A 24,791-nucleotide genomic window follows, 5' to 3' on the forward strand; every position below is an offset into this window, starting at 1 on the left:
AGTGCTAACTTAGGTATGCCTAAGGCACGGGAACGCAGGGAGGCCGCCATGGCAGAACGTCCGGCCCGCACGGCGCGGAAGCCCCACACGGCGCAGGTCGTCCGCACCGAGCGGCTCACCCCGCACATGCAGCGCGTGGTGCTCGGCGGCGACGGCCTGGCCGACTTCGCGGTGGGCGCCCACACCGACCACTACGTCAAGCTGCTGTTCCCGCCCGCCGCCGGCGTGACCTATCCCGAGCCGTTCGACCTGGAGCGCGTCCGCGCCGAGTTCCCGCGCGAGCGGTGGCCGGTGACCCGGACCTACACCGTGCGCGCCTGGGACCCGCACACGCGCGAGCTCACGCTGGACTTCGTGGTCCACGGCGACGAGGGTCTGGCCGGGCCGTGGGCGACCCGGGTGCGGCCCGGCGAGACCGTCCGCTTCATGGGCCCCGGCGGCGCCTACGCCCCCGACCCGCGGGCCGACTGGCATCTGCTCGCCGGCGACGAGAGCGCGCTGCCCGCGATCGCGGCCGCCCTGGAGTCGCTGCCCGACGACGCCGACGTGCGCTGCTTCGTGGAGGTCTCCGGCCCCGAGGAGGAGCTGAAGATCGACTGCGCCGCCGAGGTCGTCTGGCTGCACCGCGGCGGCCGGCGCGTCGGCGAGGCCCTGGTGGAGGCGGTGCGCGCGCTGCCGTGGCCCGAGGGCCGCGTGCACGCCTTCGTGCACGGCGAGGCGGGCTGTGTGAAGGAGCTGCGGCATCTGCTGCGGGTCGAGCGCGGGATCCCGCGCGAGGACCTGTCGATCTCCGGCTACTGGCGCCTCGGTCACAACGAGGACGGCTGGCAGGCCTCCAAGCGCGAGTGGAACGCCCGCATCGAGGCGGAGCAGGAGGGCAGGGCCCCGGCGGCGTGACCCGCGCCCGGGGCGCCCCGCCGGTCAGTCGCCGCGTACGCGCGCGTGCAGGTGCACGTCCTGCCGGCCGTCGGTGTAGAGGACCGCGCTGCGCTTGGTGCCCTCCAGGGCGAAGCCGCACTTGGCGGCGACCCGGCAGGAGGCGCCGTTGCCGAGGGCGTGGGTGAGCTCCAGACGGCCGAAGCCGGCCTCGTCCAGCGCCCAGCGGGCGAGCGCCGACGTCCCCCGGGCGGCCACCCCCTCGCCCCGGGCCGCGGGGACCGTCCAGTAGCCGATCTCGCCCACCCCGTCGACCAGGTCGATGTGGTGCAGCGCCACCCGCCCGAGCAGCGCGCCCTCCCCCGCGTCCACGACGGCCCACTGGACGCTGCGCGCGGTGGCCCACTCCCCGCGCCACTCCTCGATCCAGCCGCGCACCTCGTGCGCGGAGTCGGCCGCCCGCAGCTGCCAGCGGTGCATCAGCGGGTCCTGGAAGGCGGCGTACACCGCCGGCGCGTCCGACGCCTGCCAAGGACGCAGCAGCAGCCCGTCACCGGTCGGGATCTCGGGCTGCGGCACCGCCGCGAAGGCCCCAGCGGTCAGCACGGGGTCGGTCAGAAAGGGCATGGCCCGCATCCTGCCAACCGCGCACAGCAGATCAAACGGCTTTTACGGCGGCCCGGACCGGCCGGCCGCGCGACGTAGGCTTGCCTCTCGATGAGACGCCGCACCCCTCCCCCGCCCTCCCCGCTGCCCCAGCGCGACGGGGTCGATCCGGTGCGCGTGCGCCTGCCGGGACAGGGCGTGTGGGCCACGGTCGGTGAGCACCTGGTGGAGCGGCTGTCCGGCGCGGGGCCCGGGGTCGTGGAGCGGATGCTGGACGCGGGCCTCGTCGTCGACGCGGACGGACGCCCGGTCGCCGCGGACACGGCGTACGTGCCCGGCCTGTACGTGTGGTTCCACCGCGAGCTGCCGGCCGAGGTGCCGGTGCCGTTCCCGGTGGAGGTCGTCCACCACGACGAGCACATCGTCGTCGCCGACAAGCCGCACTTCCTGGCCACCACCCCGCGCGGCTCGCACATCACCGAGACCGCCCTCGCCCGGCTCCGCCGCGACCTGGGCATCCCCACGCTGAGCGCGGCGCACCGCCTGGACCGGCTCACCGCCGGGCTGGTGCTGTTCACCGTGCGGCCCGAGGAACGCGGCGCGTACCAGACGCTGTTCCGCGACCGTCGTGTGCACAAGGAGTACGAGGCCGTCGCCCCGTACGATCCCCGGCTCGGCCTGCCCCGCACCGTGCGCAGCCGGATCGTGAAGGAGCGCGGGGTGCTCACCGCGTACGAGGTCGAGGGCGAGCCGAACGCGGTCACCCGGATCGAGGCCGCCGAGCACCGCGCCGACGGGACCGCCCTGTACCGGCTGACTCCCGCCACCGGGCAGACCCACCAGCTCCGCGTCCATATGAACGCGCTCGGCCTGCCCATCCTCGGCGACCCCCTCTACCCCGCGCCCCTCCCCGCCGTGCCCGCCGGCGACTTCCGCCGCCCGCTGCAACTTCTCGCCCGCACGCTGGAGTTCACCGACCCGGTCACCGGGACGGCCCATCGCTTCACCAGCGGGCGCCGGCTGGCGGCCTGGACGTCGTACGACGACTGGGCCGGTCAGTAGCCCCGCCACCACCGCAGGAACCGCTGCCACGCCCCGGGGCGCCCGGCCGGCACCGGCGTCGGCGCCTGCGCGGGGGGCGACGGCAGCGGCTCGGGCTGGGCGGGCGGCGCCGGCTGCGGGGCGGGCGTGCTGATCTGCCAGGCCGGCCGCTGCGACGGCACCGGCCGGATCGACGGCTTCTCCCGCACGTCCTGCTGCGCCCGCCGGGCGAACTGCACCGGCAGGGACACCAGATGCCGGGAGGCGATGGACTCGGTCCAGCGCAGCTCGTCCTCGTCGCATTCGAGTTCCACGTCGGGCAGGCGCATCAGCAGCGCGTCGACGCCGACGTCGGCGATGGCACGGCCGATGTCCTGGCCGGGGCACTCGTGCGGGCCGCCGCCGAAGGACAGGTGCGAGCGGTTGCCCTGCATGTTGACCGACAGGTCGGGCCGGACCCGGGGGTCGACGTTGCCGGGGGCCGGGGCGAACAGCAGCCCGTCGCCGCGCCGGATGCGCTGCCCGCCCAGCTCGGTGTCCTGCTTGGCGAAGTAGGCGAAGACCGTGCTGAACGGCGGCTCGTCCCACAGCGACTGCTCGACCGCCTCGGGCACCGTCATCTGCCCGCCGTTGAGCTGCGCCCGGAACCGCGGGTCGGTCAGCACCATGCGCAGCGCGTTGGACAGCAGGTTGACGGTCGCCTCGTAGGCGGCGTACAGGACCACGCGCAGGTGTTCGCGGACCTCGTCGTCGGTCAGGCGGGCGGGGTGCACGATGAGGTGGCTGGTGAAGTCCTCCTCGGGTTGCGCGCGGCGGCGGGTGGTGAGTCGGCCGAGGGCGTCCATGACGTAGGCGTTGCTGGCGATCGCCGTCTCGGTGCCCTTGAGGGCGTCGCGGGCGCACTGCACGATCCGGTCGTTGTACTCCTCGGGCATGCCGAGGACCTCGCACATGACGGCCATCGGCAGGTGCTCGGCGAACTGGCTGACGAGATCGGCGGTGCCCTGTTCGCAGAACCGGTTGACCAGCCGCTGGGTGTAGCGGTTGATGTGCCGGCGCAGACCCCGGTGGTCGATGGTCGACATGGCGCCGGTGACCGCGCCGCGCAGCCGCAGATGCTCGTCGCCCTCGGCGTGGGAGCAGATCGGCTGCCAGGCGATGTGCGGCATCAGCGGGTGGTCGGGCTTGACCCTGCCCTCGATCAGCGGGGTCCAGATGCGGCTGTCCCGGGTGAACTGCGAGGGGGTGCGCACCATGTGCAGGTTCTCGGTGTGGCCGAGGACCACCCAGACGGGCACGTCGTCGTGGAGCAGCGCGGGCGCCACGGGCCCGTGCTCGGCCCGCAGCTTCTCGTACAGCTCGCCCAGGTCCAGCGCCTCGGGGCCGTACAGCCGGTGCCGGCCTGCGGGGCCGGTGCCGTGCGCGGGGCAGCCGGGGGGCGGGGCGAGGGTCGGGGCGTCCGTTCCGGTCGGTGAGAAGTGTTCAGACGTCACTGTGCAGGCTCCGAGGCTGGTGGATCAGGTCCGGTGTCGGGGGCGGGTCTCAGGTGAGCGCGCCGCTGCGGGCGAGGGAGTGCAGGAAGCGCACCAGGGTCATCAGGGCGTCCCGGCTGGAGGCACGGCGCCGGGCGTCGATCTCCATGATCGGGATCTCGTCGGTCAGGTCGAGGGCGGTGCGCAGTTCGTCGAGGGAGTGACGGGGCGCGTCCGGGAAGGAGTTGACGGCCACCACGAAGGGCACGCCGCGTTCCTCCAGTCGCCCCATGACGTCGAAGCTGACCTCCAGCCTGCGCGTGTCGACCAGCACGACCGCGCCGAGCGCCCCTTCGAACAGGCCGTTCCACAGGAACCAGAAGCGCTCCTGGCCGGGGGTGCCGAAGAGGTAGAGGACCAGCTGGTCGGTGATGGTGATGCGGCCGAAGTCCATGGCCACGGTGGTGGCGGTCTTGGTCTCGGAGCCGTAGTTGTCGTCGACGCCGACACCTGCCTGCGTCATGGTCTCCTCGGTGGTCAGCGGTCTGATCTCGCTGACCGAGCCGACCATCGTCGTCTTGCCGACCCCGAAACCGCCCACGATCACGATCTTCGCCGCGGCCTGGGCCGTGTGCGGCAGATGGTCCTCGGCGCGTGGACCGGGGACGGTGTCAGAGCTTTTGAAGTCCATGCATCACCGCTTCGAGGAGGGAACGGTCGGGGAGCGCCTGACGGGCGATCGGGGCGCGCGCCGTGACCAGTTCGGCCGCCAGCATCTCCGTGAGCAGGACGGTCACCGCGCTGAACGGCAGACTGAGGTAGGCCGACAGCTCCGCCACGGACAGGGGGGCGGCGCACAGCCGCAGCACCGCCGCCTGCTCCGGGGTGGTCGACGGCGACGGCTCGGCGCGCGCCACGATCAGCGTGACGAGGTCCATCTCCGCTCGGGAGCCGTCGACGCCGCCGATGACGAAGAGCCGTTCGGGGTTGGGGCGTTCGCCTTCCTGTCCGGCCGCCGCTCCCGGGGGAGGTGCGGGAGGCCGGGCAGGGGGCTGGAGGGGGGTGCGCCGCTGGCGTTGCGGAGGCGTCATACGGTCTGCCCGTTGCGTCGGGGCGGACTCGTCAGATGTGCGCCGATGCGGACGACGAGGTCGCGCATGCGGTTGCTCATCATGCCGGGCTCGCAGATCATGTCGGCGAGAACGGCGAGGTAGGCGTTCGCGCCGGCGGCCATCATGTAGAAGTAGCCGCGGTCCATCTCGATGAGGACCATGTTCATCTCGCCCTCGCTGGTGGGGATCTCCTGGGCGACCGCGTTCGCCAGGCTCTGCAGGCCCGCGCAGGCCGCGGCGACCCGGTCGGCGGTGTCGGGGTCGCCGCCGTGCCGTGCGATGCGCAGTCCGTCGGCGGAGAGCACCACGATCATGGCGATGCCGGGTACGCCGTCGGCGAGTTCCTTGAGCATCCAGTCGAAGTTCGCTCGCTGCTGGATCACTTGAGGTCCCCCTCGTCGTCGGCCTCGCTGCGGGCCGAGTCCTCGATCAGATGGATGTATGCGGTGGGGTTGCGGGTGAACGCGGTGGGGTGCTCCCCGGGCGGGGCGACCTTCTTCAGGCCCTCCCAGAACGCCTCGAAGGCCAGTCCGGGCGCCGGCCTGTCGGGCTTGTCCTCTTTCTTCGCCGGTGCCTCCGGTGCCAGTTCGGCCTTCAGATCGGCCCACTGCGGGCCGGGGTCGCGGCCTTCGCGGATGGCGCGCTCGGCGGCGTACTGCTCGGCGATGCGCTGGCTGATCGGGACCTTGACCCGGCTGCGGCGCTGCGGCAGGCCGCCCGCGGTCCACTCGGTGACCTCCGGGATCTCGTCCTCCATGGAGACCGTGGCCGGGATGCGCGGGCTGGTGGGGCGGCGCTTCTTGGGCGGACGCTTGGGGCCTTCGAGCGCGTCGACCGTCTGGGGCAGGGCGGTGGCGCCGATACCGTGGGCGAGTCCGACGCCGGGCTCGGTGGTCATCATGTCGCTGGGCACGATCAGCACGGCCCGCACGCCGCCGTACGCCGAATTGCGCAGCGAGACCTGCATGTTGAACTGCGTGCACAGCCGGCCGACGACGGCGAGGCCGAGGCGCGGGCTCTCGCCGAGCTCCTGGAGGTCGACACCGGCCTTGGCGCGCTCCAGCATGCCCTCGGCGCGGGCGCGGGCCTCCTCGCTGAGGCTGACTCCGCCGTCCTCGATCTCGATGGCGACGCCGGTCTGCACCTCGAAGGCGGTGACATGCACCTTGGTCTGCGGCGGAGAATAGCGGGTGGCGTTGTCGAGCAGCTCCGCGCAGGCGTGGATGACCGGTTCGACGGCGGTGCCCTTGATGTTGACCTTGGCGATGTTGTCCAGCGAGATGCGCCGGTACTCCAGGATCCGGGACATGGCGCCGCGCAGCACGCTGTAGAGCGCGACGGGCTTGGGCCACTGACGGCTGGGGCGGCCGCCGCCGAGGACGCCGATGGAGTCGGCGAGCCGGCCGATCAGGGCGTTGCCGTGGTCGATGCGCAGCAGGTCGTCGAAGACCTCGGGGTTGCGGCCGTGGTCCTCCTCCATCTCCCGCAGTTCCGCGGCCTGTTGGTGGATGATCGCCTGGACCCGGCGGGCGATGCTCACGAAGGACCGCTGGGCGGAGTCCCGCAGGGCTTCCTCGTGGTCGACGATCCGCAGCAGGTAGTGGACGAGCTGGCGCTCGGCCTCGGACAGGTCCCGGTAGGAGGCGTCGATGTCACCGAGGTCGCGCATCACCTCGCCGGGCGAGTGGCCGCTGTTCAACCGGCGGATCGCGGCGGGCACGACCTCCTGGCCGAGGCGGATCATCCGCTCCTCGTGGGCGGCGATACGCCGTTCCAGATACGCAGTGTCACGGGCGTGGTCGGTGCGCAGGTCGTGCAGCACACGACCGCGGCGCACGGCCTCGGCACCGGTGAGGATCACCAGCAGGGTGGCGATGCCACCGCACACGGCGACCGCGTTCTGTGCCGGTTGCGGGACGAGCGCCACGGCGGCGCCGGTCGCCGCGGCCATGACTATCGCGGGGAGCAACAGCACGCGGCTGAAGGGGAGTTCGCGGCGTACGGGAGGGGATTGGACACTCACCATGTGGGCCCTCGTCAGGGAACGGTCGGGAACTGTCGGGATCTAAGGCGCGTAGGGGAACAAGCGCACGATTCGTCTCAACTCGGCGCGCTGCGGGCGAGCTTAGTCCGACCGGATCATCGCCGTGTCATATTCGGCAAGCACCTGAAATGACCCCCGCAACAGGAGTACGCTCAGCCCCATTTACACGCTGGGACCACGGTCACACACGGAGAGTAGCGGAGTACAGACATACGAAAGTAACTCACCGTAACGAGTGACAGGTTCAGGGAAGAGCTCGCAGGATCATGCAAAAAGCGCGGGTGCGGGCGTCCCGCGACGTCTCGCGCAACACCCGCACCCGCACCAGCGCTTCCATCGGCGCCCGAGGCGATCAGCCCACGGACGAGTAGGCGACTACCCCCCGCAGCAACGCGTCGACGGCCTTGCGCGCGGTCTTCGGCACGGTCGACCCCTCCGGGGGAGCCGCCGCCTGAATCTGCCCCAGTACGTCGATGACCTGCTTGCACCACCGCACGAAGTCACCGGCCGGCATCTCCGCCTCGCGCAGCACCTCGTCGAGCCCCTTCTCGGAGGCCCACATGTACGCGGCCCACGCGAACCCGAGGTCCGGCTCCCGCTGTCCGACGCCCTCGGACTGGCTGATCCGGAAGTCCTCCTCCAGCGCGTCCAGACGCCCCCAGATCCGCACCATCTCGCCCAGCGCGGCCTTCGCCTTCCCGGACGGCAGCTTCGGCGCGAGCGCGTCGTCGCTGACCCGCGCCTCGTACACCAGCGCCGAGACGCACGCCGCGAGCTCCGCGGGGTTCAGGCCCTCCCACACGCCGGCCCGCAGGCACTCGCTGGCCAGCAGGTCGAGCTCGCCGTACAGCCGGGCGAGCCGCCGTCCGTGCTCGGTGACCTCGTCGTCGCGCAGGTAGTCCAGCTCGGTCAGCAGCGCCACGATCCGGTCGAAGGTGCGGGCGATGGTGTTCGTCCGGCCCTCGATGCGCCGCTCCAGCTGCGAGGTGTCCCGCAGCAGCCGGTAGTAGCGCTCGGCCCAGCGGGCATGGTCCTCACGGTCGTTGCACCCGTGGCAGGGGTGGGCGCGCAGCGCGGCGCGCAGCCGGGCGATCTCGCGGTCGTCGGCCGCCTGCGCACGCGCCCTGCGGTGCCGGTCCGGCACGATGTGGCCGGCCTTGCTGCGCAGCGCGCTGGCCAGGTCCCGGCGCGACTGCGGGGAGCGCGGGTTGAAGGTCTTGGGGATCCGCATCCGCTCCAGCGCCTCGACCGGGACGGGGAAGTCGATCGACGCCAGCCGCTTGACCTGCCGCTCGGCGGTCAGCACCAGCGGGCGCGGCCCGTCCTGGTGGTCGAAGCCGCGATGGCCGTTGGACCGCCCGGCGGGCAGCCCCGGGTCCAGGACCAGCGCCAGGCCCGCGTACTTGCCGGTCGGCACATGGATGACGTCACCGGGCTTGAGCCGCTCCAGCGCCACGGCGGCCTCCGCGCGCCGCTGCGCCGCGCCCTGCCGGGCCAGCTCGGTCTCGCGGTCCTTCAGCTCCCGTCTGAGGCGCGCGTACTCCTCGAAGTCGCCGAGGTGGCACGTCATCGACGCCTTGTAGCCCTCCAGGCCCTCTTCGTTGCGCTGGACCTGCCGGGAGATCCCGACGACCGACTTGTCGGCCTGGAACTGCGCGAAGGAGGTCTCCAGCAGCTCGCGCGAGCGGTGCCGCCCGAACTGCTCTACGAGGTTGACCGCCATGTTGTACGACGGCTTGAAGCTGGAGCGCAGCGGATAGGTGCGGGTGCCCGCGAGGCCCGCGAGCTGCTCGGGGTTCATCCCGCGCTGCCACAGCACCACCGCGTGGCCCTCGACGTCGATGCCGCGCCGGCCCGCCCGGCCGGTGAGCTGGGTGTACTCGCCGGGGGTGATGTCGGCGTGCTGCTCGCCGTTCCACTTGACGAGCTTCTCCAGCACCACGGACCGCGCGGGCATGTTGATGCCCAGGGCGAGCGTCTCGGTGGCGAAGACGGCCTTCACCAGGCCGCGCACGAACAGCTCCTCGACGACCTCCTTGAAGGTCGGCAGCATGCCCGCGTGGTGGGCGGCGATACCGCGCTCCAGGCCCTCCAGCCACTCGTAGTAGCCGAGGACGTGCAGGTCCTCGGTGGGGATGGAGGCGGTGCGCTCCTCGACCAGGGACCGCACCTTCGCCCGCGCCTCCTCGTCGTTCAGCCGCAGCCCGGCGTACAGGCACTGCTGTACGGCGGCCTCGCACGCGGCGCGGCTGAAGATGAAGGTGATCGCGGGCAGCAGTCCCTCGGCGTCGAGGCGCTCGATGACCTCGGGGCGGCTCGGCGTCCAGATCCTGGAGCGCTGGCGGCGCTCGCGCTCACGGTCGGCCTCGCGCATGGAGCGCCCGCGCCGGCGGTCCGGGTAGGAGGGCCGGCTGGCCTCCATGCGGGCCATGCGGGTGAGGTCGGGGTTGACGGCCTTGCGGTGGCCCTCGCCCTCCTCGAACAGGTCGTACATCCGGCGCCCGGCGAGGACGTGCTGGAACAGCGGCACCGGCCGGTGCTCGGAGACGATCACCTCGGTGTCGCCGCGGACGGTGTCGAGCCAGTCGCCGAACTCCTCGGCGTTGGACACGGTCGCGGACAGGGACACCAGCGTGACCGACTCGGGCAGGTGGATGATCACCTCTTCCCAGACGGCGCCGCGGAAGCGGTCGGAGAGGTAGTGCACCTCGTCCATGACCACGTAGCCGAGGCCGAGGAGGGTCTGCGAGCCGGCGTACAGCATGTTCCGCAGGACCTCGGTGGTCATGACGACGACCGGGGCGTCGGAGTTGACGCTGTTGTCGCCGGTGAGCAGGCCGACCTTCGCCGTGCCGTAGCGACGGCACAGGTCGTTGTACTTCTGGTTCGACAGCGCCTTGATGGGTGTCGTGTAGAAGCACTTCTTGCCCTGGCGCAGGGCGAGGTGGACGGCGAACTCGCCCACGATCGTCTTGCCCGAGCCGGTGGGTGCGGCCACCAGGACGCCCTTGCCCGCTTCGAGCGCCTGGCAGGCCTCGATCTGGAAGGGGTCGAGGCCGAAGTCGTACATCTCGCGGAAGGACGCGAGGGCGGTGGCCTGCTCGGCAGCGCGCTTGCGGGCTGCCGCGTACCGCTGGGCCGGTGAGAGGTCCTCTGTCATCGTGCTTTCGAGCGTACCGTTCCGCACTGACAACCGGACGATCATTATCCCGATCCGCTTCCCGCGCACCCGATGTCCGCGCAGCTCACGGCCGTACGACGGGTGAGACGCGAGCGGCCGGCGGCGCCGGGGTGGGCGCCCCGGCCGCGGCCCGCGGTGGGGTGGAGGCGTCGGGGGCCGGCGCTCGGCCGGCCCCGGGGTGTCAGGTCACGTCGTCGTAGCCGTTGACCCGGTCGGTGCCGGTCTGCTCGGGCAGGGCCCGGGCCGCGGTGACGGGCTCGATCTCGCCGATGTCCTCGGGCGTGAGGTCCAGCTCGGAGGCTTCGTCGGCGTCGGGTTCGAGGGCCTCGCGGCGGGCCCTGCGCCGGTCGTTGAGGAGCGCGACGATCACGGCGCCGAAGTACAGGACCCAGATCGGCCCGGCCAGCGCCAGCATGGACAGCGGGTCGGTGCTCGGCGTGGCGATGGCCGCGAAGACCGTGATGCCGAGGATCATGCCGCGCCACCAGCCGAGCATGCGCTTGCCGGTGATCGCCCCGGTGAAGTTCAGCATCACCAGCAGCAGCGGCAGCTCGAAGGACAGACCGAAGACGATCACCATGCGGGTGACGAGGTCCAGCAGGTCGTCCAGCGGCAGCAGGTTGTCCACGCCGAAGGGCGTGAACTCGATCAGGACGTTCGCGGTGGTGGGCAGCACCGAGTACGCGAAGTAGGCGCCCGCGAAGAACAGCGGGACGCCGGTGGCGACGAACGCGTACGCGTACTTCTTCTCGTGCCGGTGCAGACCGGGCGCGACGAACGCCCACAGTTGGTACAGCCAGACCGGCGAGGCGAGGACGACACCGGCCATCAGGGAGACCTTCAGCGCGAGCGTGAAGGGCGCCAGCAGACCGTTGATCGTGATCTGGGCGCAGGGGCTGTCGCTCGTCTGCTTCGCCAGCTCCGAGAAGGAGTCCGGACATCCGACGGAGTCCAGGACCGGCTCGGTGAAGAAGTCGATGATGTCGTTGTAGAAGAAGGCGGCCACGACGGTGACGACGACGACGGCCAGCACGGCCTTCGCGAGCCGGTTGCGGAGCTCACGCAGGTGTTCCGCGAGGGGCATCCGCCCCTCGGGGTCCTTCTCCTTGTTGCGGGCAGGCTTCAGCAACCCACGTTCCCATCTCCTACGGCGGGCCGGAGGTCACCGGCCCTGCGTCAGCGCTTGGTGGTGTCCGTCGGCTCGGTGACCGGGCGGGAGCTGGTCACATCGCCGGGGGCAGCCTGGATGACGCGCTGAGCGGGGGTCTGGTCGTCGCCCGGGTTCGGCGGGTCGGCGGGGGCGGCGGCCTTGCCGTCCTCCTTCATCGCCTTCGCCTCGCTCTTGAGGATGCGCGCGGACTTGCCGAGCGAGCGAGCCATGTCCGGAAGCTTCTTGGCACCGAACAGCAGCAGGATGATGACGAGAATCAGGGTGATCTCGAGCGGGCCGATCTTTCCGCCGAACATATGTTTTACCTTCTCACCGAGGCGAATTGATGGGACACTGTCCGACCGGTCGGACAGGTGTCCGAACGATCGTGCCGCCAGCGATCGTAACGCCCGGGGGTGAACCTCAGGCAATCCCCGTGCGTACTCCCGGTTCGCGGTCCGGGCCTCGTTCAGCGGGCCGCGACCAGCAGCGTACCTGTCGCCCCCGGCGGGTCGACAGGGCGATACCACCCAAAACACTCCCGGCCTACGCTGTCCGCGGCGCCGGGCGGGCGGTGCGGTGCGGCGCCTCTCACAGGGAGTCCACAGCCCGGGCCGTGCTCACCGCGGCGCGCTCCAGGTCCTCCGCCGCGCGGTTGATCCGCCGCGCCGACTCCGAGACCTGTCTGCCCAGGCGCTGCGCCTCCAGGAACACCCGCACGGCGAACACGCCCAGCACGGCGAGACCCACAAAACCCACGGCAACCGCGAACATCGGCCAGAACATGCCGCCGAGCCTAGACGGTCCCCGGGCGCGGCAGGCAGCCGACCGGCACCCCGGCGCCACCCCGGACCCGCCGTCGGCCTACAGCGTGGAGTGCAGCCGCAGGGTCCGTACGCCGCCGCCGGTGAGCAGTTCCACGATCCGGTCCCCCGCGGGCTTGCGCACCGACGCGCCGCAGTCGGGGCAGGTGAAGGAGTAGAAGGTGGTGCGGCTGGAGGCGCCGATGGCCAGGCGCAGGGCACCGGCGGCGAGCTCGAAGCGGCCCCGGCAGTCCGGGCAGCCCGCCCGGAACACCACGGGCGCCACGCTCCTCATCCCCGCGAACGCGGAGGCCACCGACATGCCCCGTCCCCCGGGCGCCACCGACTCGCTCAAAGCATCTGCTCCTGCCTGTCGCCCTGCCGGCCCGTGCCCTGCCCGCCGGGTCCGGGGCCGCCGGCCCCCCGCGTGTCGCCCGGCGCCTCCAGGCCGTCGTACGCCGCGAGCGCGTCGCGGGCCGCCTGACGGGCGGCGTCGGCCAGGTCGCGCGGCGCGACGATACGGCCGTCGGCGCCCAGGCGCAGCGCCAGACGCTTCAGGGAGGCCGGGTCGGGCGTGCGCAGGGTGATGCGCAGCCCGCCGTCGGGCAGCTCCTCGGCGCTGTCGTGCGGGTAGTACTCGGCGACCCAGCGCCCGCCCGGCCCGACCTCGACGACCACCTCGGGGTCCTCGGCGGCGGGCTGCACCAGCGCCTCGGACAGATCACGCAGCTCTATCTCCGGCGGCGCGGACGGCTCGTCGAGGATCCTGATCTCGGCGACCCGGTCGAGCCGGAAGGTGCGGCGCGCCTCGGAGCGGCGGCACCAGGCCTCGACATAGGTGTGGCCGACGCTGACCAGGCGGATCGGGTCGATCTCCCGCTCGGTGACCTCGTCACGGGCCGGGGAGTAGTAGCGGATCCACAGCCGGCGCCGCTCGGAGATGGCCCGGTCGACGTCGGCGAACACACCGCCCTCGGACTCGAAGGTGACCGACAGCCGGGAGCTGGCCCCGGCGGCCTCCCCCGCGGCGGTCTCCACCTTGGCCGTCGCCCGCAGCAGCGCCTGCCGGTCGCTCTCGCGCAGCCCCGGCAGGGTCGCCACGGCCCGCGCGGCCACCAGCAGCGCGGTCGCCTCGTCGGCGGCGAGCCGCAGCGGCTCGGCGGCCTCCGCGCCGAGCGCGGCCGGGTTGTGCCACCAGATGCGCTCGCCGTCGGTGTCGATGTCGAGCAGATCCCCGCCACGGAAGCTGGTGCCGCACATCGGCAGCACGTCGAGGTCGGAGACCAGCTCGTCCTCGGTGATGCCGAAGGCGCGGGCGACGTCCTCCACGCGCGCGCCGGGGCGCTCCCGCAGATAGGTCACCAGCGACAGCATCCGCCGGGTCTGGTCGATGGCGTTCGTGGGCCTGACCGGTTTGCCTGCCACGTTCTTGCCCGCTCCCCCTCAGCCCTTGGCCACGGCACGCAGCCGGTCCACCACATCGGCCCGCAGCTCGGCGGGTTCCAGCACCACCACGTCGGGCCCGAACTCCACCAGCCAGGCATCCAGCCCATGGCCGTACGGAATCTCCAACTCGTCCCAGCCGTCGCCGAGTTCCCGCACGGCGGACGCCTTCGCCCGAAGGGGGTAACCGGCGCCGGAGCTCAGCCGGATCCGCGCGCTGCGGTCGGCGGTCTCGCCCGCCCAGCTCGCGACGGTCTCCCGCACGGTGACGACGTCCGGCACGGGCACGGTGAAGGCACCACCGCGGCTGCGCACCTTGCCGGTGATCCGCGACAGCCGGAACACGCGCTCGGCGCCCCGGTCGCGGTCGAAGCCGGCGAGGTACCAGTGCCCGCGCCAGCACTCCAGCGCCCACGGCTCGACCTGCCGGGTCTCCGGGTGGGCTGCGGTGGCCTTGCGGTAGTCGAAGACGACCGGGCGGCGGTCGCGGCAGGCCAGCATCAGCGGCTCGAAGGCCGCCTCGTGCACCGGGATCCGCGGCTCCAGCGCGCCGTGCGCCTCGTACGGGTCGACGTCCTCCGGCAGCCCCGCGGCACGCAGCTTCTGCAGGGCCCCGCTGGCCGCCCCGGCGAGCCGCGCCTGCTGCCACACCTTCGCGGCGAGCCCGAGCGCCGCGGCCTCCTCGGCGTCCAGGGTGATCGGCGGCAGCCGGTTGGAGTCGCGGCGGGCCAGATAGCCCACCTCGCCGTCCAGGCTCTCGACGGTCTCGATGACCAGGCCCAGCTCGCGCAGATCGTCCTTGTCCCGCTCGAACATACGGTTGAAGGAGTCGTCGTTGCCCGCCGCGCCCTTCTCCGGCCTGAAGGCCTCGACGTATGCCTCGATGGAGTCCCGCAGCTCACGCTTGCTGAGCGGCCGCCGCGTCCCGAGCAGACACAACGCCAGGTTCATCAGCCGCTCGGCCTTGGCAATGGCCATCGACGCCCTTCGCCTTCCCTATGGTGCTTCCGACCGATGACCGTACCGCTCCGCGGCGCCCCGGCAAAAGCCGAGGGTCCATGCCCGGACAGGCATGGACCCCAGGTGATCGGGTCCGGTCGTACGACGATCGGACCCCAAGTGATCAGACCTTGTGTGATCAGACCTTGTGTGATCAGACCCGAAGTGACCGGGCCGGGGCGATCAGACCCCGAGCAGGTCCACCACGAAGATCAGCGTCTCACCGGGCTTGATGGCCGGAGTCGGGCTCTGGTCACCGTAGGCGAGGTGCGCGGGAATCGTCAGCTGACGACGACCGCCGACCTTCATGCCCTGCACGCCCAGGTCCCAGCCCTGGATGACACGGCCGCCACCCAGCGGGAAACGGAACGGCGCGCCACGGTTCCAGCTGGCGTCGAACTCCTCGCCCGTGCTGAAGGAGACACCGACGTAGTGCACGGTGACCGTCTGACCGGCCTCGGCGACCGGGCCGTCGCCCTCCCAGATGTCCTTGATCTCCAGGTCCGCCGGGGGCGCGCCCTCAGGGAAGTCGATCTCGGGCTTGTCGATGTTCACGTCACTAGCTCCTGCATGTGTACGAAAAAGGCAACGCGCACAGTCTTTCATCCCCGACGGCGCGCCGCCCGAGGACGGGTCGGCGGGGCGTCACATCTTGGCGAGGATGTCCACCGTGAACACCAGCGTGGCACCCTTCTCGATCCCGCTGCCCTGCGGCGGGTTGTCGCCGTAGCCCAGGTCCGGCGGGATCACGATGAGCACCCGGCTGCCGACCTTCTTCCCGGTCAGCCCCTGCGACCAGCCCTTGACCACCTGCTGCAGCGAGAACGACGTCAGCGACTTGCGGCTGTACGTCGAGTCGAACTCCTTGCCGCCGTCCCACTGCACGCCCTTGTACTGCACCAGCACCGTGCTGTCCGCGGTCAGTTCCTCGCCGTCGCCCTCGATGACGTACTGCGCCACCAGCTTCTTCGGCGGGTCGGTCTTGGGCACCTCGATGGACGGCGCCTTGCCGTCGGTGTTCGTCCCCACCTTGGGCAGGTCCTTGTCGTCCTGCGCCACCTCGCTGCCCTTGGCGGAACTCCTGCCGTTGAACGTGGCCTTGAGGTCCACCACGAACACCAGCGTGTCGGTGCCCTTGATGCCCGCCTGCGCATTGCCCTGCGAGCCGTAGCCCTGGGCCGGCGGCACCGCCATCTCCACCCGGCTGCCGACCTTCTTGCCGGCCAGGCCGTAGCGCCAGCCGTCGATGATGCTGCCCTGCGCGAGCTGGATGATCAGGCGCGTCTTGCGGTCGTAGGAGTTGTCGAACACCTTCGCGGTGTCCCACACCTGGCCGAGGTAGTGGGCCTGCACATAGTCGTTCTCCGCGACCGTCTGGCCGCCGCCCGCGATCAGCGTCTTCACCGCCAGGTCCTTCGACGGCTTCCCGCTGCCCTTGGCCACCGTCGGCTTCTCGTCGAACTTCACCCCCGCCGTGATCGCCGGCAGCGGACCCTCCACGATCTTCGGCCCGGGCGTGGAGTACTGGCTCCCGTCCGTCGGCGACGCGCTGTCGCTGGCCTTGCCGGAATCTGCCTTGTCGTCGCCGCAGCCGGCGAGCGTGACCAGTCCAGCGGGGACGGCGGCAAGGATGAGAGAGCGTCGGCGCACGGTGGGGGCCTCGTAATCGGTCGATCTCGGTCGGATGGACGTGCGCGCAACTCTACGGCGTGAGAAGGGCGCCGCACGAGAAACGTACGGCGCCCGTGTTGCGTTCCGGCACGAGTCCGGAACACCTCGCTCACATTCCGGCGATCAGCTTCTCCACCCGGTCGTCCACCGAACGGAACGGGTCCTTGCACAACACCGTGCGCTGTGCCTGGTCGTTGAGCTTCAGGTGCACCCAGTCGACCGTGAAATCACGGCGCTGCTCCTGCGCCCGCCGGATGAAATCACCGCGCAACCGCGCCCGAGTGGTCTGAGGCGGAACCGACTTGCCCTCGAAGATCTTCAAGTCGTTGCAGATCCGGGTGGCTTGGCCCTTCTTCTCCAGCAGGTAGTACAGGCCACGACGACGGTGGATGTCGTGGTAGGCGAGGTCTATCTGCGCCACGCGCGGATGCGACATCGTCATGTTGTGCTTCGCCCGGTACCGCTCGATGAGCTTGTACTTCATCACCCAGTCGATCTCGGTACCGATCCGGTCGAGGTCCTCGGTCTCGATCGCGTCCAGGGTGCGGCCCCACAGCTCCAGCACCTGCTCCACCGTGCCGGTACGGATGCCGCGCCGCTCGCAGAAGTCCACGGCCTTCTCGTAGTACTCCCGCTGCACCTCCAGCGCCGACGCCTCCCGGCCGCTGGCCAGGCGCACCTTGCGCCGCCCGGTGATGTCATGGCTGACCTCGCGGATCGCCCGGATCGGGTTCTCCAGGGTCAGGTCACGCATCACCGTGCCCGCCTCGATCATGCGCAGCACCAGGTCGGTCGCGCCGACCTTCAGCAGCATGGTCGTCTCGGACATGTTCGAGTCGCCGACGATGACATGCAGCCGGCGATAGCGCTCCGCGTCCGCGTGCGGCTCGTCGCGCGTGTTGATGATGGGCCGGGAACGGGTCGTCGCCGAGGAGACGCCCTCCCAGATGTGCTCGGCCCGCTGGCTCACGCAGTACACGGCACCGCGCGGCGTCTGCAGCACCTTGCCGGCACCGCACAGCAGCTGGCGGGTCACGAGGAACGGGATGAGAATGTCCGCGAGCCGGGAGAACTCCCCGTGCCGGGCCACCAGATAGTTCTCGTGGCACCCGTAGGAGTTGCCCGCCGAGTCGGTGTTGTTCTTGAACAGGTAGACGTCGCCCGCGATTCCCTCCTCGTGCAGGCGTCGTTCCGCGTCCACCAGGAGTCCTTCGAGAATGCGCTCGCCGGCCTTGTCGTGAGTGACCAGCTCGGTCACGTTGTCACATTCGGGTGTCGCGTATTCCGGATGTGACCCCACGTCGAGATAGAGGCGGGCGCCGTTCCGCAGAAAGACATTGCTGCTGCGGCCCCATGACACGACACGGCGGAAGAGGTACCGCGCCACCTCGTCAGGCGACAGACGGCGCTGTCCCCTGAACGTGCACGTGACGCCGTACTCGTTCTCCAGCCCGAAAATGCGGCGGTCCATGACTGAACATTACGCCCGATCCCCCGAGCTGAAACGGGGTTCGACGGCACGATTTGGATCATTTTCCGATGAAGCCGCAACGACCGCCCTCCGGACGGGAGCTGCGAGCACCCTCCCGGTGGCCGCCAGGACCAGCAACGACAGCGCCCCCGCGGCACCCGGCACGGCGAAACCCCACAGCGCCCCGCCCGCCTCCACCACCGGCCCGGCCAGCCCCGTTCCCACCGACGCGCCGACCGTGAACGTCGTCACCAGCCAGGAGAACGCCTCCGTCACCGTGCCGCTCGGCGCATGCCGGTCGACGATGACGAACGCGCACGCGATGGCCGGCGCCAGGAACACACCGGCCAGCGCGGTGAGCCCCACCATCGCCACGGCACCCGGCATCAGCATCAACGGCAGGTAACACACCGCCAGAAGAGCCACCAGCATCCGCAGACGCCGCTCCGGCGCACCCGCCCACTGCCGCGCCCCGTACACCGTGCCGCCCACCAGCGCGCCCAGCCCCAGCGCCGCCATCATCCAGCCGTACACCGCGTCACCGCCGTGCTCATCGGCGTACGACACCGCCGCCACGGTGATCGAACCCAGCGCCATCCCGATGAACAGGAACGCCGCGAGCAGCGCCACCAGGCCCGGCGAACGCAGCGCGCCCAGCCAGTGCGCCGCACGCGGAGCCGAGCGCCACGCGCGCGAGGGCGGCGACAGGACGACCGACAGCGCCCCGAGCACTCCGAGGACACTCAGCACCACCACCGCTGCGTGCGCCGACCACAGGGAGACACACAGGGTCACCAGCAGCGGGCCGACGGTGAACATCACCTCCTGCGCCACGGCGTCCATCGCGTACGCCGTGTGCACCTGCTCCTCCCGGCGCAGCACCGACGGCCACAGCGCCCGCAGCCCGCCCTCCAGCGGCGGCGTGAACAGACCCGCGAGAGCCACCGCCGCGTACGACAGGCCCAGCAGGTCCGTGCCGGTGAACGCGAACGCGGTCATGGCCAGCGCCGACGCCAGCGCCGCGGGCAGCTGCACCCGCGGCTGCCCGTACAGGTCCACCAGGCGGCCGAGCACCGGCTGGCCCACGGCGTTCGCCACGCCGTAGACCGCCGCCAGCCCGCCCGCGAGGCTGTAGGTGCCGCCCTCGGCACGCACGAACAGCACGATCGCGATCGCCGCCGTGGCGTTGGGCAGCCGCCCCACCAGCGTGCCCACCAGCAGCCGGGTGGCGTGCTTCGCCCTGAGGATCTCCAGGTATCCCGCGGCCATGATCCGCCCTCTCGGCTGGGGTTTTACGTATAACGTCGTCCGTCATACGTACCATGAGCGCTGTTCACGAGTCCAGACGAAGGAGCAGACGGACGGTGGCACACGGCAGCACACGCCCCACCAGCCGGGACGTCGCCCAGGCCGCCGGCGTCTCCCAGGCGGCCGTCTCCCTCGTCCTCGGCGACAAATGGCGCGGCCGCGTCTCCCCCGCCACCGCCGAACGCGTACGACAGGCCGCACAAGAACTCGACTACCGCCCCAACCTCGCCGCCCGCAACCTCCGCCTCGGCCGCACCCGCACCGTCCTCCTCGTCGTCCCGGCCCTCACCACCGAATTCTTCGCCGGCGTCTACACCGGCGCCGCACGCGTGGCCGCCGAGAACGGCTTCGGCGTCGTCCTCTACCCCTCCCCCGAAGGCATCGGCCCCGCCCGCGACCCCTTCGCCTCCGCACAAGCCGCCCTCGACGGCGTCATCGCCTCCTCCATGGCCGCCGACGCCCTCACCTCCATCCGCGGCGACCAACTCCCCCTCGTCATGCTCGACAGCGACCCCGCCGGCAGCCACGGCGCCGCCACCGTCAACCTCGACATCGCCGACGGCGTCCGCCAGGCCACCGACCACCTCCTCCACCTCGGCCACCGCCACTTCCTGCACCTCGCCGCCGACGTCCCCTCCTGGACCTTCGAGATCCGCGCCCGGGAACTCGCCGCCCGCCTCGCCCCCCACCCCGGCACCACCGTCCGCACCGCCCGCGCCAGACTCGCCATCGACAGCGCCGTCACCGCCGCCGAGACCGCCCTCACCGCACCCGGCCCCCGCCCCACCGCCGTCCTGTGCGACGACGACCTCCTCGCCGCCGGCACCTACAAAGCCGCCCGCCGCCTCGGCCTGCGCATCCCCGACGACCTCTCCGTCACCGGCATCGACGACCTCGGCCTCGCCACCGCCATCGACCCCGAGCTCACCACCGTCCGCCTCGACGCAGAACTCTTCGGCGAACGCGGCATGCAAGCCCTCCTCGCCGTCCTGGAGGGCCGCACACCCGACGCCGGAGACATCCCCGTGGAACTCGTCGTACGGGCCTCCACGGCCCCACCACCGGCCACCTGAGGCGCACCCCGCGCTCCCGGCCCCCCCCCTGAGACCGGCGCCGGGCGCCCGCGACCGTAAAAGCGGAAGCCCCGCGCCTGAGAAGACGCGGGGCATCCGAAACACAGCGAAACGCAGCCGTCCGGCAGAGGTCACTCCTCCTCGGAGGAACCCTCCTCGGCCGCATCGGCCGACACACCCTCCTGCTGCTCCAGCAGACGCTCCAGCTGACGACCCTGGATCCGCCGGAACTTCCGCTTCTGCGGCCGCGTACGGTCCAGCACCGCCACCTCCAGCCGCTCCGCCGGAATCTCCCGCTGCGTGCCGTTCGACTCCCGCGACAACGCCTGCACCGCCAACCGCAGCGCCTCGGCCAACGTCATGCCGTCACGATGCCGCTGGTCCAGATAGTTACTGATCAGCTCCGCGTTGCCGCCCACCGCGACCGAACCGTGCTCGTCCACGATCGACCCGTCGTGCGGCAGCCGGTAGATCTGGTCCGACTCCGGCGTCTCGCCGACCTCGGCCACCACCAGCTCCACCTCGTACGGCTTCTCCCCCACACTCGAGAAGATCGTGCCCAGCGTCTGCGCGTACACGTTCGCCAGACCACGCGCGGTCACGTCGTTCCGGTCGTAGGTGTATCCACGCAGGTCGGCGTACCGGACACCGCCGATACGGAGGTTCTCGTACTCGTTGTACTTACCGGCGGCCGCGAAACCGATCCGGTCATAGATCTCGCTGAACTTGTGCAGCGCACGGGACGGGTTCTCGCCGACGAACACGATGCCGTCGGCGAACTGCAGCACGACCAGGCTGCGGCCCCGGGCGATGCCCTTACGGGCGTACTCCGCCCGGTCGGCCATGGCCTGCTGAGGTGAGACATAGAACGGCGTCGACACCGGTTATCCGTCCCTTTCTGTCGAAATCACTGGATCACCTTGCAACAAGCAGCGGCCCGCTACAGCAGCGCGGCCCGCGGACCGTCCGGCTGCTCCAGCCGGCGCTCCAGCACCGAGCGCGCGATCTGCGAGGCCTCGTCCTCGGTGAGCCGGCGGAAGCCGTCCTCGGTGATCACGGTGATGATCGGGTAGATCCGGCGCGCGACGTCGGGACCACCGGTCGCCGAGTCGTCGTCGGCCGCGTCGTACAACGCCTGCACGACCAGCGTCGTCGCCTGCTCCTCGCTCAGGTCGTCGCGGAACAGCTTCTTCATCGCCCCACGCGCGAAGACCGAGCCCGAGCCCGTGGCGGCGTAGTTGTGCTCCTCGGAGCGGCCACCGGTCACGTCGTAGGAGAAGATCCGCCCCTTGCCGCGGTCCAGGTCGTACCCCGCGAACAGCGGCACGACCGCCAGCCCCTGCATGGCCATGCCCAGGTTCGACCTGATCATGGTCGACAGCCGGTTGGCCTTGCCCTCCAGCGACAGCTGCTCGCCCTCGACCTTCTCGAAGTGCTCGAGCTCCAGCTGGAACAGCTTCACCATCTCGACGGCCAGACCGGCGGTGCCGGCGATACCGACGGCCGAGTACTCGTCCGCCGGGAACACCTTCTCGATGTCCCGCTGAGCGATCACATTGCCCATGGTGGCCCGCCGGTCACCCGCGAGCACGACGCCCCCGGGGAACGTCACGGACACGATCGTCGTCCCGTGCGGCGCCTCGATGACACCCTGCGTCGGCGGCAGTTGCCGCTTCCCCGGCAGCAGCTCCGGCTGGTGCTCGGAGAGGAAGTCCATGAAGGAGGAGGATCCTGGCGTCAGGAAGGCAGCTGGTAGACGCCCGGTGCTACGAGTGTTGGCTTCCACGCGATTCCTTCCACGTAAGCAGCAGCCCGCCTTATGACGTCGGGCCGATCCTTGAACTGCCCCAGTGCGGCGTTGCAGCTGAAGCACAGTACGCCACGGACCCTACCCGTCTCATGGCAGTGATCCACATGCTCGGGCGCAGCCGCCGAACATATGCAGCAGACGCCCCCTTGAGAGACGACCAGCTCGTCGCGCTCGGCTTCCGTGAGGCCGTACTGGCGCTTCAGATGGCCTTGCCGCCCCTGCGCGGCGCGGCACGCCTTGCAGCGCGTCGACAGACCGTCGGACGCGGTTGCATTGCGATGCCACTCACTGAGCGGCTTGACCTCACCGCACGTCCGACAGAGCTTGTGCCCTGGCGGAACGTCCACCTTCTCCCGCGCCGGTTTGCCGATGGCCTCCCGGCGGCGCCGGTAGTGCGCGGCACTGTATTGCGCCACGCATTCCCGACACCGCACCTGGAGGCCATCGCGCCGATTCTTGTCCCGTGCGAACGCGGTGAGCGGCAGGGACTTCTTGCAGCCGGTGCACCGCTTCTCAGGCGTTTCCTCAGCCATCCCCCGTAACCTTCATTTCGAAGGTGAGCCTGCCAGATTGCCTTTACTCGCCACCCTTTTGCACAAAGCTCCTCACGAAATCCTCGGCGTTCTCCTCGAGTACGTCATCGATTTCGTCGAGAACCGAGTCCACGTCGTCGCTCAGCTTCTCGTGGCGCTCCTTGAGGTCCTCGGAGGCCTGCGCTTCCGCCGCCTGCTCCTCGACTTCCTCGGTAGAGCGCGTGGCCTTCTGCTGGCCGCCGCCGGTGTCCTTGGTTGCCATAACCCTCACCCCGCTCTGTTGCCCGACATGGTCGACAGGTCGGCTTTCCTGCCGATCGGTGGTGATCAGACCCTACTAGCCGGGTCTGACATCGGCCCTGTAGTTCGAAGAACGTACGAGGGCCACCTCGATGATTCCCGGGCGGCGGGGTTTCCACCCTGCGCGCCCGGGAGGGTCCGTGTACCCGTTCAGCCGCCGGAAAGCACCCTGACCAGGTCTTCCGCGGTGCGGCAGCGGTCCAGGAGCTCCTTGACGTGATTTCGCGTTCCGCGTAGCGGTTCCAGGGTTGGGACGCGCTGCAGGGAGTCGCGGCCGGGGAGGTCGAAGATGACCGAGTCCCAGGAGGCGGCGGCGACGTCGTCGGCGTACTGCTCCAGGCAGCGGCCGCGGAAGTAGGCGCGGGTGTCCTCGGGAGGCTTGGAGACGGCTCGTGCGACGTCCTGCTCGTCCAGGAGGCGCTTCATACGGCCGCGGGCGACGAGGCGGTTGTAGAGGCCCTTCTCGGCGCGTACGTCGGCGTACTGGAGGTCGACGAGGTGGAGGCGGGCGGCGTCCCAGTCGAGGCCGTCGCGGCGGCGGTAGCCCTCCATGAGTTCGCGCTTGGCGACCCAGTCGAGTTCGCCGGCGAGGCTCATGGGGTCGTTCTCGAGCCGCGTGAGGGTGTCCTCCCAGCGGGCCAGGACGTCCTTGGTCTGGTCGTCCGCGTCGGCGCCGTAGCGTTCCTCGATGTATTTGCGGGCCAGCTCGAAGTACTCCATCTGAAGTTGTACGGCGGTCAGGGTGCGGCCGCTGCGCAGTGTGACGAGTCGCTTCAGGGTGGGGTCGTGGCTGACCTGGTGGAGGGTGCGTACGGGCTGGTCGACGGCGAGGTCGACCGCGATGAAGCCGTCTTCGATCATGGACAGGACGAGTGCGGTCGTGCCCAGTTTCAGGTAGGTCGAGATCTCGGAGAGGTTGGCGTCGCCGATGATCACATGGAGGCGGCGGTACTTCTCCGCGTCGGCGTGGGGTTCGTCGCGGGTGTTGATGATGGGGCGCTTGAGGGTCGTCTCCAGGCCCACCTCGACCTCGAAGTAGTCGGCGCGCTGGCTGAGCTGGAAGCCGTGTTCGTGGCCGTCCTGGCCGATGCCGACGCGGCCGGCGCCGGTGACGACCTGGCGGGAGACGAAGAAGGGCGTGAGGTGGCGCACGATGTCCGAGAAGGGGGTCTCCCGCTTCATCAGGTAGTTCTCGTGCGTGCCGTAGGAGGCGCCCTTGTTGTCGGTGTTGTTCTTGTAGAGGTGGATGGGCTGGGCGCCGGGGAGCGCGGCGGCGCGTTCGGCGGCCTCGGCCATGATGCGTTCGCCGGCCTTGTCCCAGAGGACGGCGTCGCGGGGGTTGGTGACTTCCGGGGCGCTGTATTCGGGGTGGGCGTGGTCGACGTAGAGCCGGGCGCCGTTGGTGAGGATGACGTTGGCCAGGCCGATGTCCTCGTCGGTGAGCTGGCTGGTGTCGGCGGCCTCGCGGGCGAGGTCGAAGCCCCGCGCGTCGCGGAGCGGGTTCTCCTCCTCGAAGTCCCAGCGGGCCCGGCGGGCCCGGTGCATCGCCGCCGCGTAGGCGTTGACGATCTGGGACGAGGTGAGCATGGCATTGGCGTTGGGGTGGCCGGGGACGGAGATGCCGTACTCCGTCTCGATGCCCATTACTCGCCGTACGGTCATGCGGCCCTCCTTGCCCGGCGGCGTCCTCGGTCGTGGGCGCCGCTCAGATACCGCTGGCGCTGGGTTGCGTGTGCGGTGCCCGTCCCCGCACTGCGCGACCCGGCGGTACCGAAGAGCCTAGAACGGCTCTGCGCTGGTGTGGAGATCATTTGCGTCATTGCCTTGGTCCGGCCGTGCCCAAATTTCGGCCCCCGAAAAACAGTGGGCTGCGGGTACCCGGTGGAGGGCACCCGCAG

Annotated in this window: 25 protein-coding genes; 3 read left to right on the top strand and 22 right to left on the bottom strand. The window is 70.8% G+C overall.

Annotated elements, in window-relative coordinates:
• Window positions 1-48 precede the first annotated feature (48 nt).
• Window positions 49-897, top strand: coding sequence for a siderophore-interacting protein (locus tag ACIGXJ_RS23585; protein ID WP_399648654.1), 849 nt, complete (start codon window positions 49-51; stop codon window positions 895-897).
• A gap of 24 nt (window positions 898-921) precedes the next feature.
• Here the strand turns inward: ACIGXJ_RS23585 and ACIGXJ_RS23590 are convergent, their stop codons facing one another.
• Window positions 922-1,503, bottom strand: a complete 582-nt coding sequence (locus tag ACIGXJ_RS23590; RefSeq protein WP_399648657.1) for a GNAT family N-acetyltransferase — start codon at window positions 1,501-1,503, stop codon at window positions 922-924.
• A gap of 90 nt (window positions 1,504-1,593) precedes the next feature.
• On the opposite strand from ACIGXJ_RS23590, the gene ACIGXJ_RS23595 reads away from it, so the two are divergent.
• Complete coding sequence (locus ACIGXJ_RS23595; protein WP_399648659.1) at window positions 1,594-2,544, top strand: pseudouridine synthase; 951 nt, start codon at window positions 1,594-1,596, stop codon at window positions 2,542-2,544.
• Here the strand turns inward: ACIGXJ_RS23595 and ACIGXJ_RS23600 are convergent.
• The 16 genes from ACIGXJ_RS23600 to ACIGXJ_RS23675 form a co-directional block, all read right to left on the bottom strand.
• Window positions 2,538-4,016, bottom strand: a complete 1,479-nt coding sequence (locus ACIGXJ_RS23600; protein WP_399648661.1) for a cytochrome P450 — start codon at window positions 4,014-4,016, stop codon at window positions 2,538-2,540. The genes ACIGXJ_RS23595 and ACIGXJ_RS23600 overlap by 7 nt on opposite strands.
• A 49-nt stretch (window positions 4,017-4,065) precedes the next feature.
• Window positions 4,066-4,686 (bottom strand): GTP-binding protein, encoded by a 621-nt coding sequence (locus ACIGXJ_RS23605; RefSeq protein ID WP_399648664.1) that lies wholly within the window; start codon window positions 4,684-4,686, stop codon window positions 4,066-4,068.
• Window positions 4,667-5,086, bottom strand: a complete 420-nt coding sequence (locus tag ACIGXJ_RS23610) for a DUF742 domain-containing protein (RefSeq protein ID WP_399648666.1) — start codon at window positions 5,084-5,086, stop codon at window positions 4,667-4,669. Before ACIGXJ_RS23610 ends, ACIGXJ_RS23605 begins: the two co-directional genes overlap by 20 nt.
• Window positions 5,083-5,490, bottom strand: a complete 408-nt coding sequence (locus ACIGXJ_RS23615; protein ID WP_399648668.1) for a roadblock/LC7 domain-containing protein — start codon at window positions 5,488-5,490, stop codon at window positions 5,083-5,085. Before ACIGXJ_RS23615 ends, ACIGXJ_RS23610 begins: the two co-directional genes overlap by 4 nt.
• Window positions 5,487-7,133, bottom strand: a complete 1,647-nt coding sequence (locus tag ACIGXJ_RS23620; protein WP_399648670.1) for a sensor histidine kinase — start codon at window positions 7,131-7,133, stop codon at window positions 5,487-5,489. Before ACIGXJ_RS23620 ends, ACIGXJ_RS23615 begins: the two co-directional genes overlap by 4 nt.
• Window positions 7,134-7,503: 370 nt before the next feature.
• A complete protein-coding gene (locus ACIGXJ_RS23625) occupies window positions 7,504-10,356 on the bottom strand; it encodes a DEAD/DEAH box helicase (protein ID WP_399648673.1) in 2,853 nt (950 codons plus the stop codon).
• Window positions 10,357-10,513: 157 nt separating this feature from the next.
• Window positions 10,514-11,461 carry a twin-arginine translocase subunit TatC gene (tatC, locus tag ACIGXJ_RS23630; protein WP_399648675.1) on the bottom strand — a complete coding sequence of 316 codons (948 nt, stop codon included), beginning with the start codon at window positions 11,459-11,461 and terminating at the stop codon, window positions 10,514-10,516.
• Window positions 11,462-11,508: 47 nt separating this feature from the next.
• Entirely contained in the window at window positions 11,509-11,799 is a 291-nt protein-coding gene (gene tatA, locus ACIGXJ_RS23635) for a Sec-independent protein translocase subunit TatA (protein ID WP_399648677.1), read from the bottom strand.
• 274 nt (window positions 11,800-12,073) lie between these two features.
• Window positions 12,074-12,268 (bottom strand): hypothetical protein, encoded by a 195-nt coding sequence (locus ACIGXJ_RS23640; RefSeq protein ID WP_399648680.1) that lies wholly within the window; start codon window positions 12,266-12,268, stop codon window positions 12,074-12,076.
• Window positions 12,269-12,346: 78 nt separating this feature from the next.
• Complete coding sequence (locus ACIGXJ_RS23645) at window positions 12,347-12,640, bottom strand: hypothetical protein (RefSeq protein ID WP_399648682.1); 294 nt, start codon at window positions 12,638-12,640, stop codon at window positions 12,347-12,349.
• Window positions 12,637-13,710, bottom strand: coding sequence for a helix-turn-helix transcriptional regulator (locus ACIGXJ_RS23650; protein WP_399648684.1), 1,074 nt, complete (start codon window positions 13,708-13,710; stop codon window positions 12,637-12,639). The genes ACIGXJ_RS23645 and ACIGXJ_RS23650 overlap by 4 nt, the downstream gene beginning before the upstream one ends.
• An 18-nt stretch (window positions 13,711-13,728) precedes the next feature.
• Window positions 13,729-14,706, bottom strand: a complete 978-nt coding sequence (locus tag ACIGXJ_RS23655; RefSeq protein WP_399648686.1) for a helix-turn-helix transcriptional regulator — start codon at window positions 14,704-14,706, stop codon at window positions 13,729-13,731.
• Window positions 14,707-14,910: 204 nt separating this feature from the next.
• The gene (locus tag ACIGXJ_RS23660; protein WP_399648689.1) at window positions 14,911-15,282 is read right to left on the bottom strand and encodes an FKBP-type peptidyl-prolyl cis-trans isomerase; all 372 of its coding nucleotides are present in this window, start codon (window positions 15,280-15,282) and stop codon (window positions 14,911-14,913) included.
• A gap of 90 nt (window positions 15,283-15,372) precedes the next feature.
• On the bottom strand, window positions 15,373-16,377 hold the full coding sequence (locus ACIGXJ_RS23665; protein ID WP_399648691.1) for an FKBP-type peptidyl-prolyl cis-trans isomerase: 1,005 nt from the start codon (window positions 16,375-16,377) through the stop codon (window positions 15,373-15,375).
• A gap of 130 nt (window positions 16,378-16,507) precedes the next feature.
• The gene (pafA, locus tag ACIGXJ_RS23670) at window positions 16,508-17,869 is read right to left on the bottom strand and encodes a Pup--protein ligase (RefSeq protein ID WP_055622880.1); all 1,362 of its coding nucleotides are present in this window, start codon (window positions 17,867-17,869) and stop codon (window positions 16,508-16,510) included.
• A 9-nt stretch (window positions 17,870-17,878) separates the two neighbouring features.
• Window positions 17,879-19,138 (bottom strand): MFS transporter, encoded by a 1,260-nt coding sequence (locus ACIGXJ_RS23675; RefSeq protein WP_399648693.1) that lies wholly within the window; start codon window positions 19,136-19,138, stop codon window positions 17,879-17,881.
• A gap of 95 nt (window positions 19,139-19,233) precedes the next feature.
• On the opposite strand from ACIGXJ_RS23675, the gene ACIGXJ_RS23680 reads away from it, so the two are divergent.
• A complete protein-coding gene (locus tag ACIGXJ_RS23680) occupies window positions 19,234-20,250 on the top strand; it encodes a LacI family DNA-binding transcriptional regulator (RefSeq protein ID WP_399648695.1) in 1,017 nt (338 codons plus the stop codon).
• A 131-nt stretch (window positions 20,251-20,381) separates the two neighbouring features.
• On the opposite strand, the gene prcA is transcribed toward ACIGXJ_RS23680, so the two are convergent.
• The 5 genes from prcA to dop form a co-directional block, all read right to left on the bottom strand.
• Window positions 20,382-21,131 (bottom strand): proteasome subunit alpha, encoded by a 750-nt coding sequence (prcA, locus tag ACIGXJ_RS23685; RefSeq protein ID WP_399648698.1) that lies wholly within the window; start codon window positions 21,129-21,131, stop codon window positions 20,382-20,384.
• A gap of 59 nt (window positions 21,132-21,190) precedes the next feature.
• Entirely contained in the window at window positions 21,191-22,036 is an 846-nt protein-coding gene (gene prcB, locus ACIGXJ_RS23690) for a proteasome subunit beta (RefSeq protein WP_399648702.1), read from the bottom strand.
• On the bottom strand, window positions 21,988-22,593 hold the full coding sequence (locus tag ACIGXJ_RS23695; protein WP_399648705.1) for an endonuclease VII domain-containing protein: 606 nt from the start codon (window positions 22,591-22,593) through the stop codon (window positions 21,988-21,990). The genes prcB and ACIGXJ_RS23695 overlap by 49 nt, the downstream gene beginning before the upstream one ends.
• Window positions 22,594-22,636: 43 nt before the next feature.
• Window positions 22,637-22,855, bottom strand: coding sequence for a ubiquitin-like protein Pup (locus tag ACIGXJ_RS23700; protein WP_031486664.1), 219 nt, complete (start codon window positions 22,853-22,855; stop codon window positions 22,637-22,639).
• 188 nt (window positions 22,856-23,043) lie between these two features.
• Window positions 23,044-24,555 (bottom strand): depupylase/deamidase Dop, encoded by a 1,512-nt coding sequence (gene dop / locus ACIGXJ_RS23705; protein WP_399648707.1) that lies wholly within the window; start codon window positions 24,553-24,555, stop codon window positions 23,044-23,046.
• Window positions 24,556-24,791: the final 236 nt, after the last annotated feature.

The organism is Streptomyces sp. NPDC053367, from assembly GCF_044545925.1.
Classification (GTDB): Bacteria; Actinomycetota; Actinomycetes; order Streptomycetales; family Streptomycetaceae; genus Streptomyces.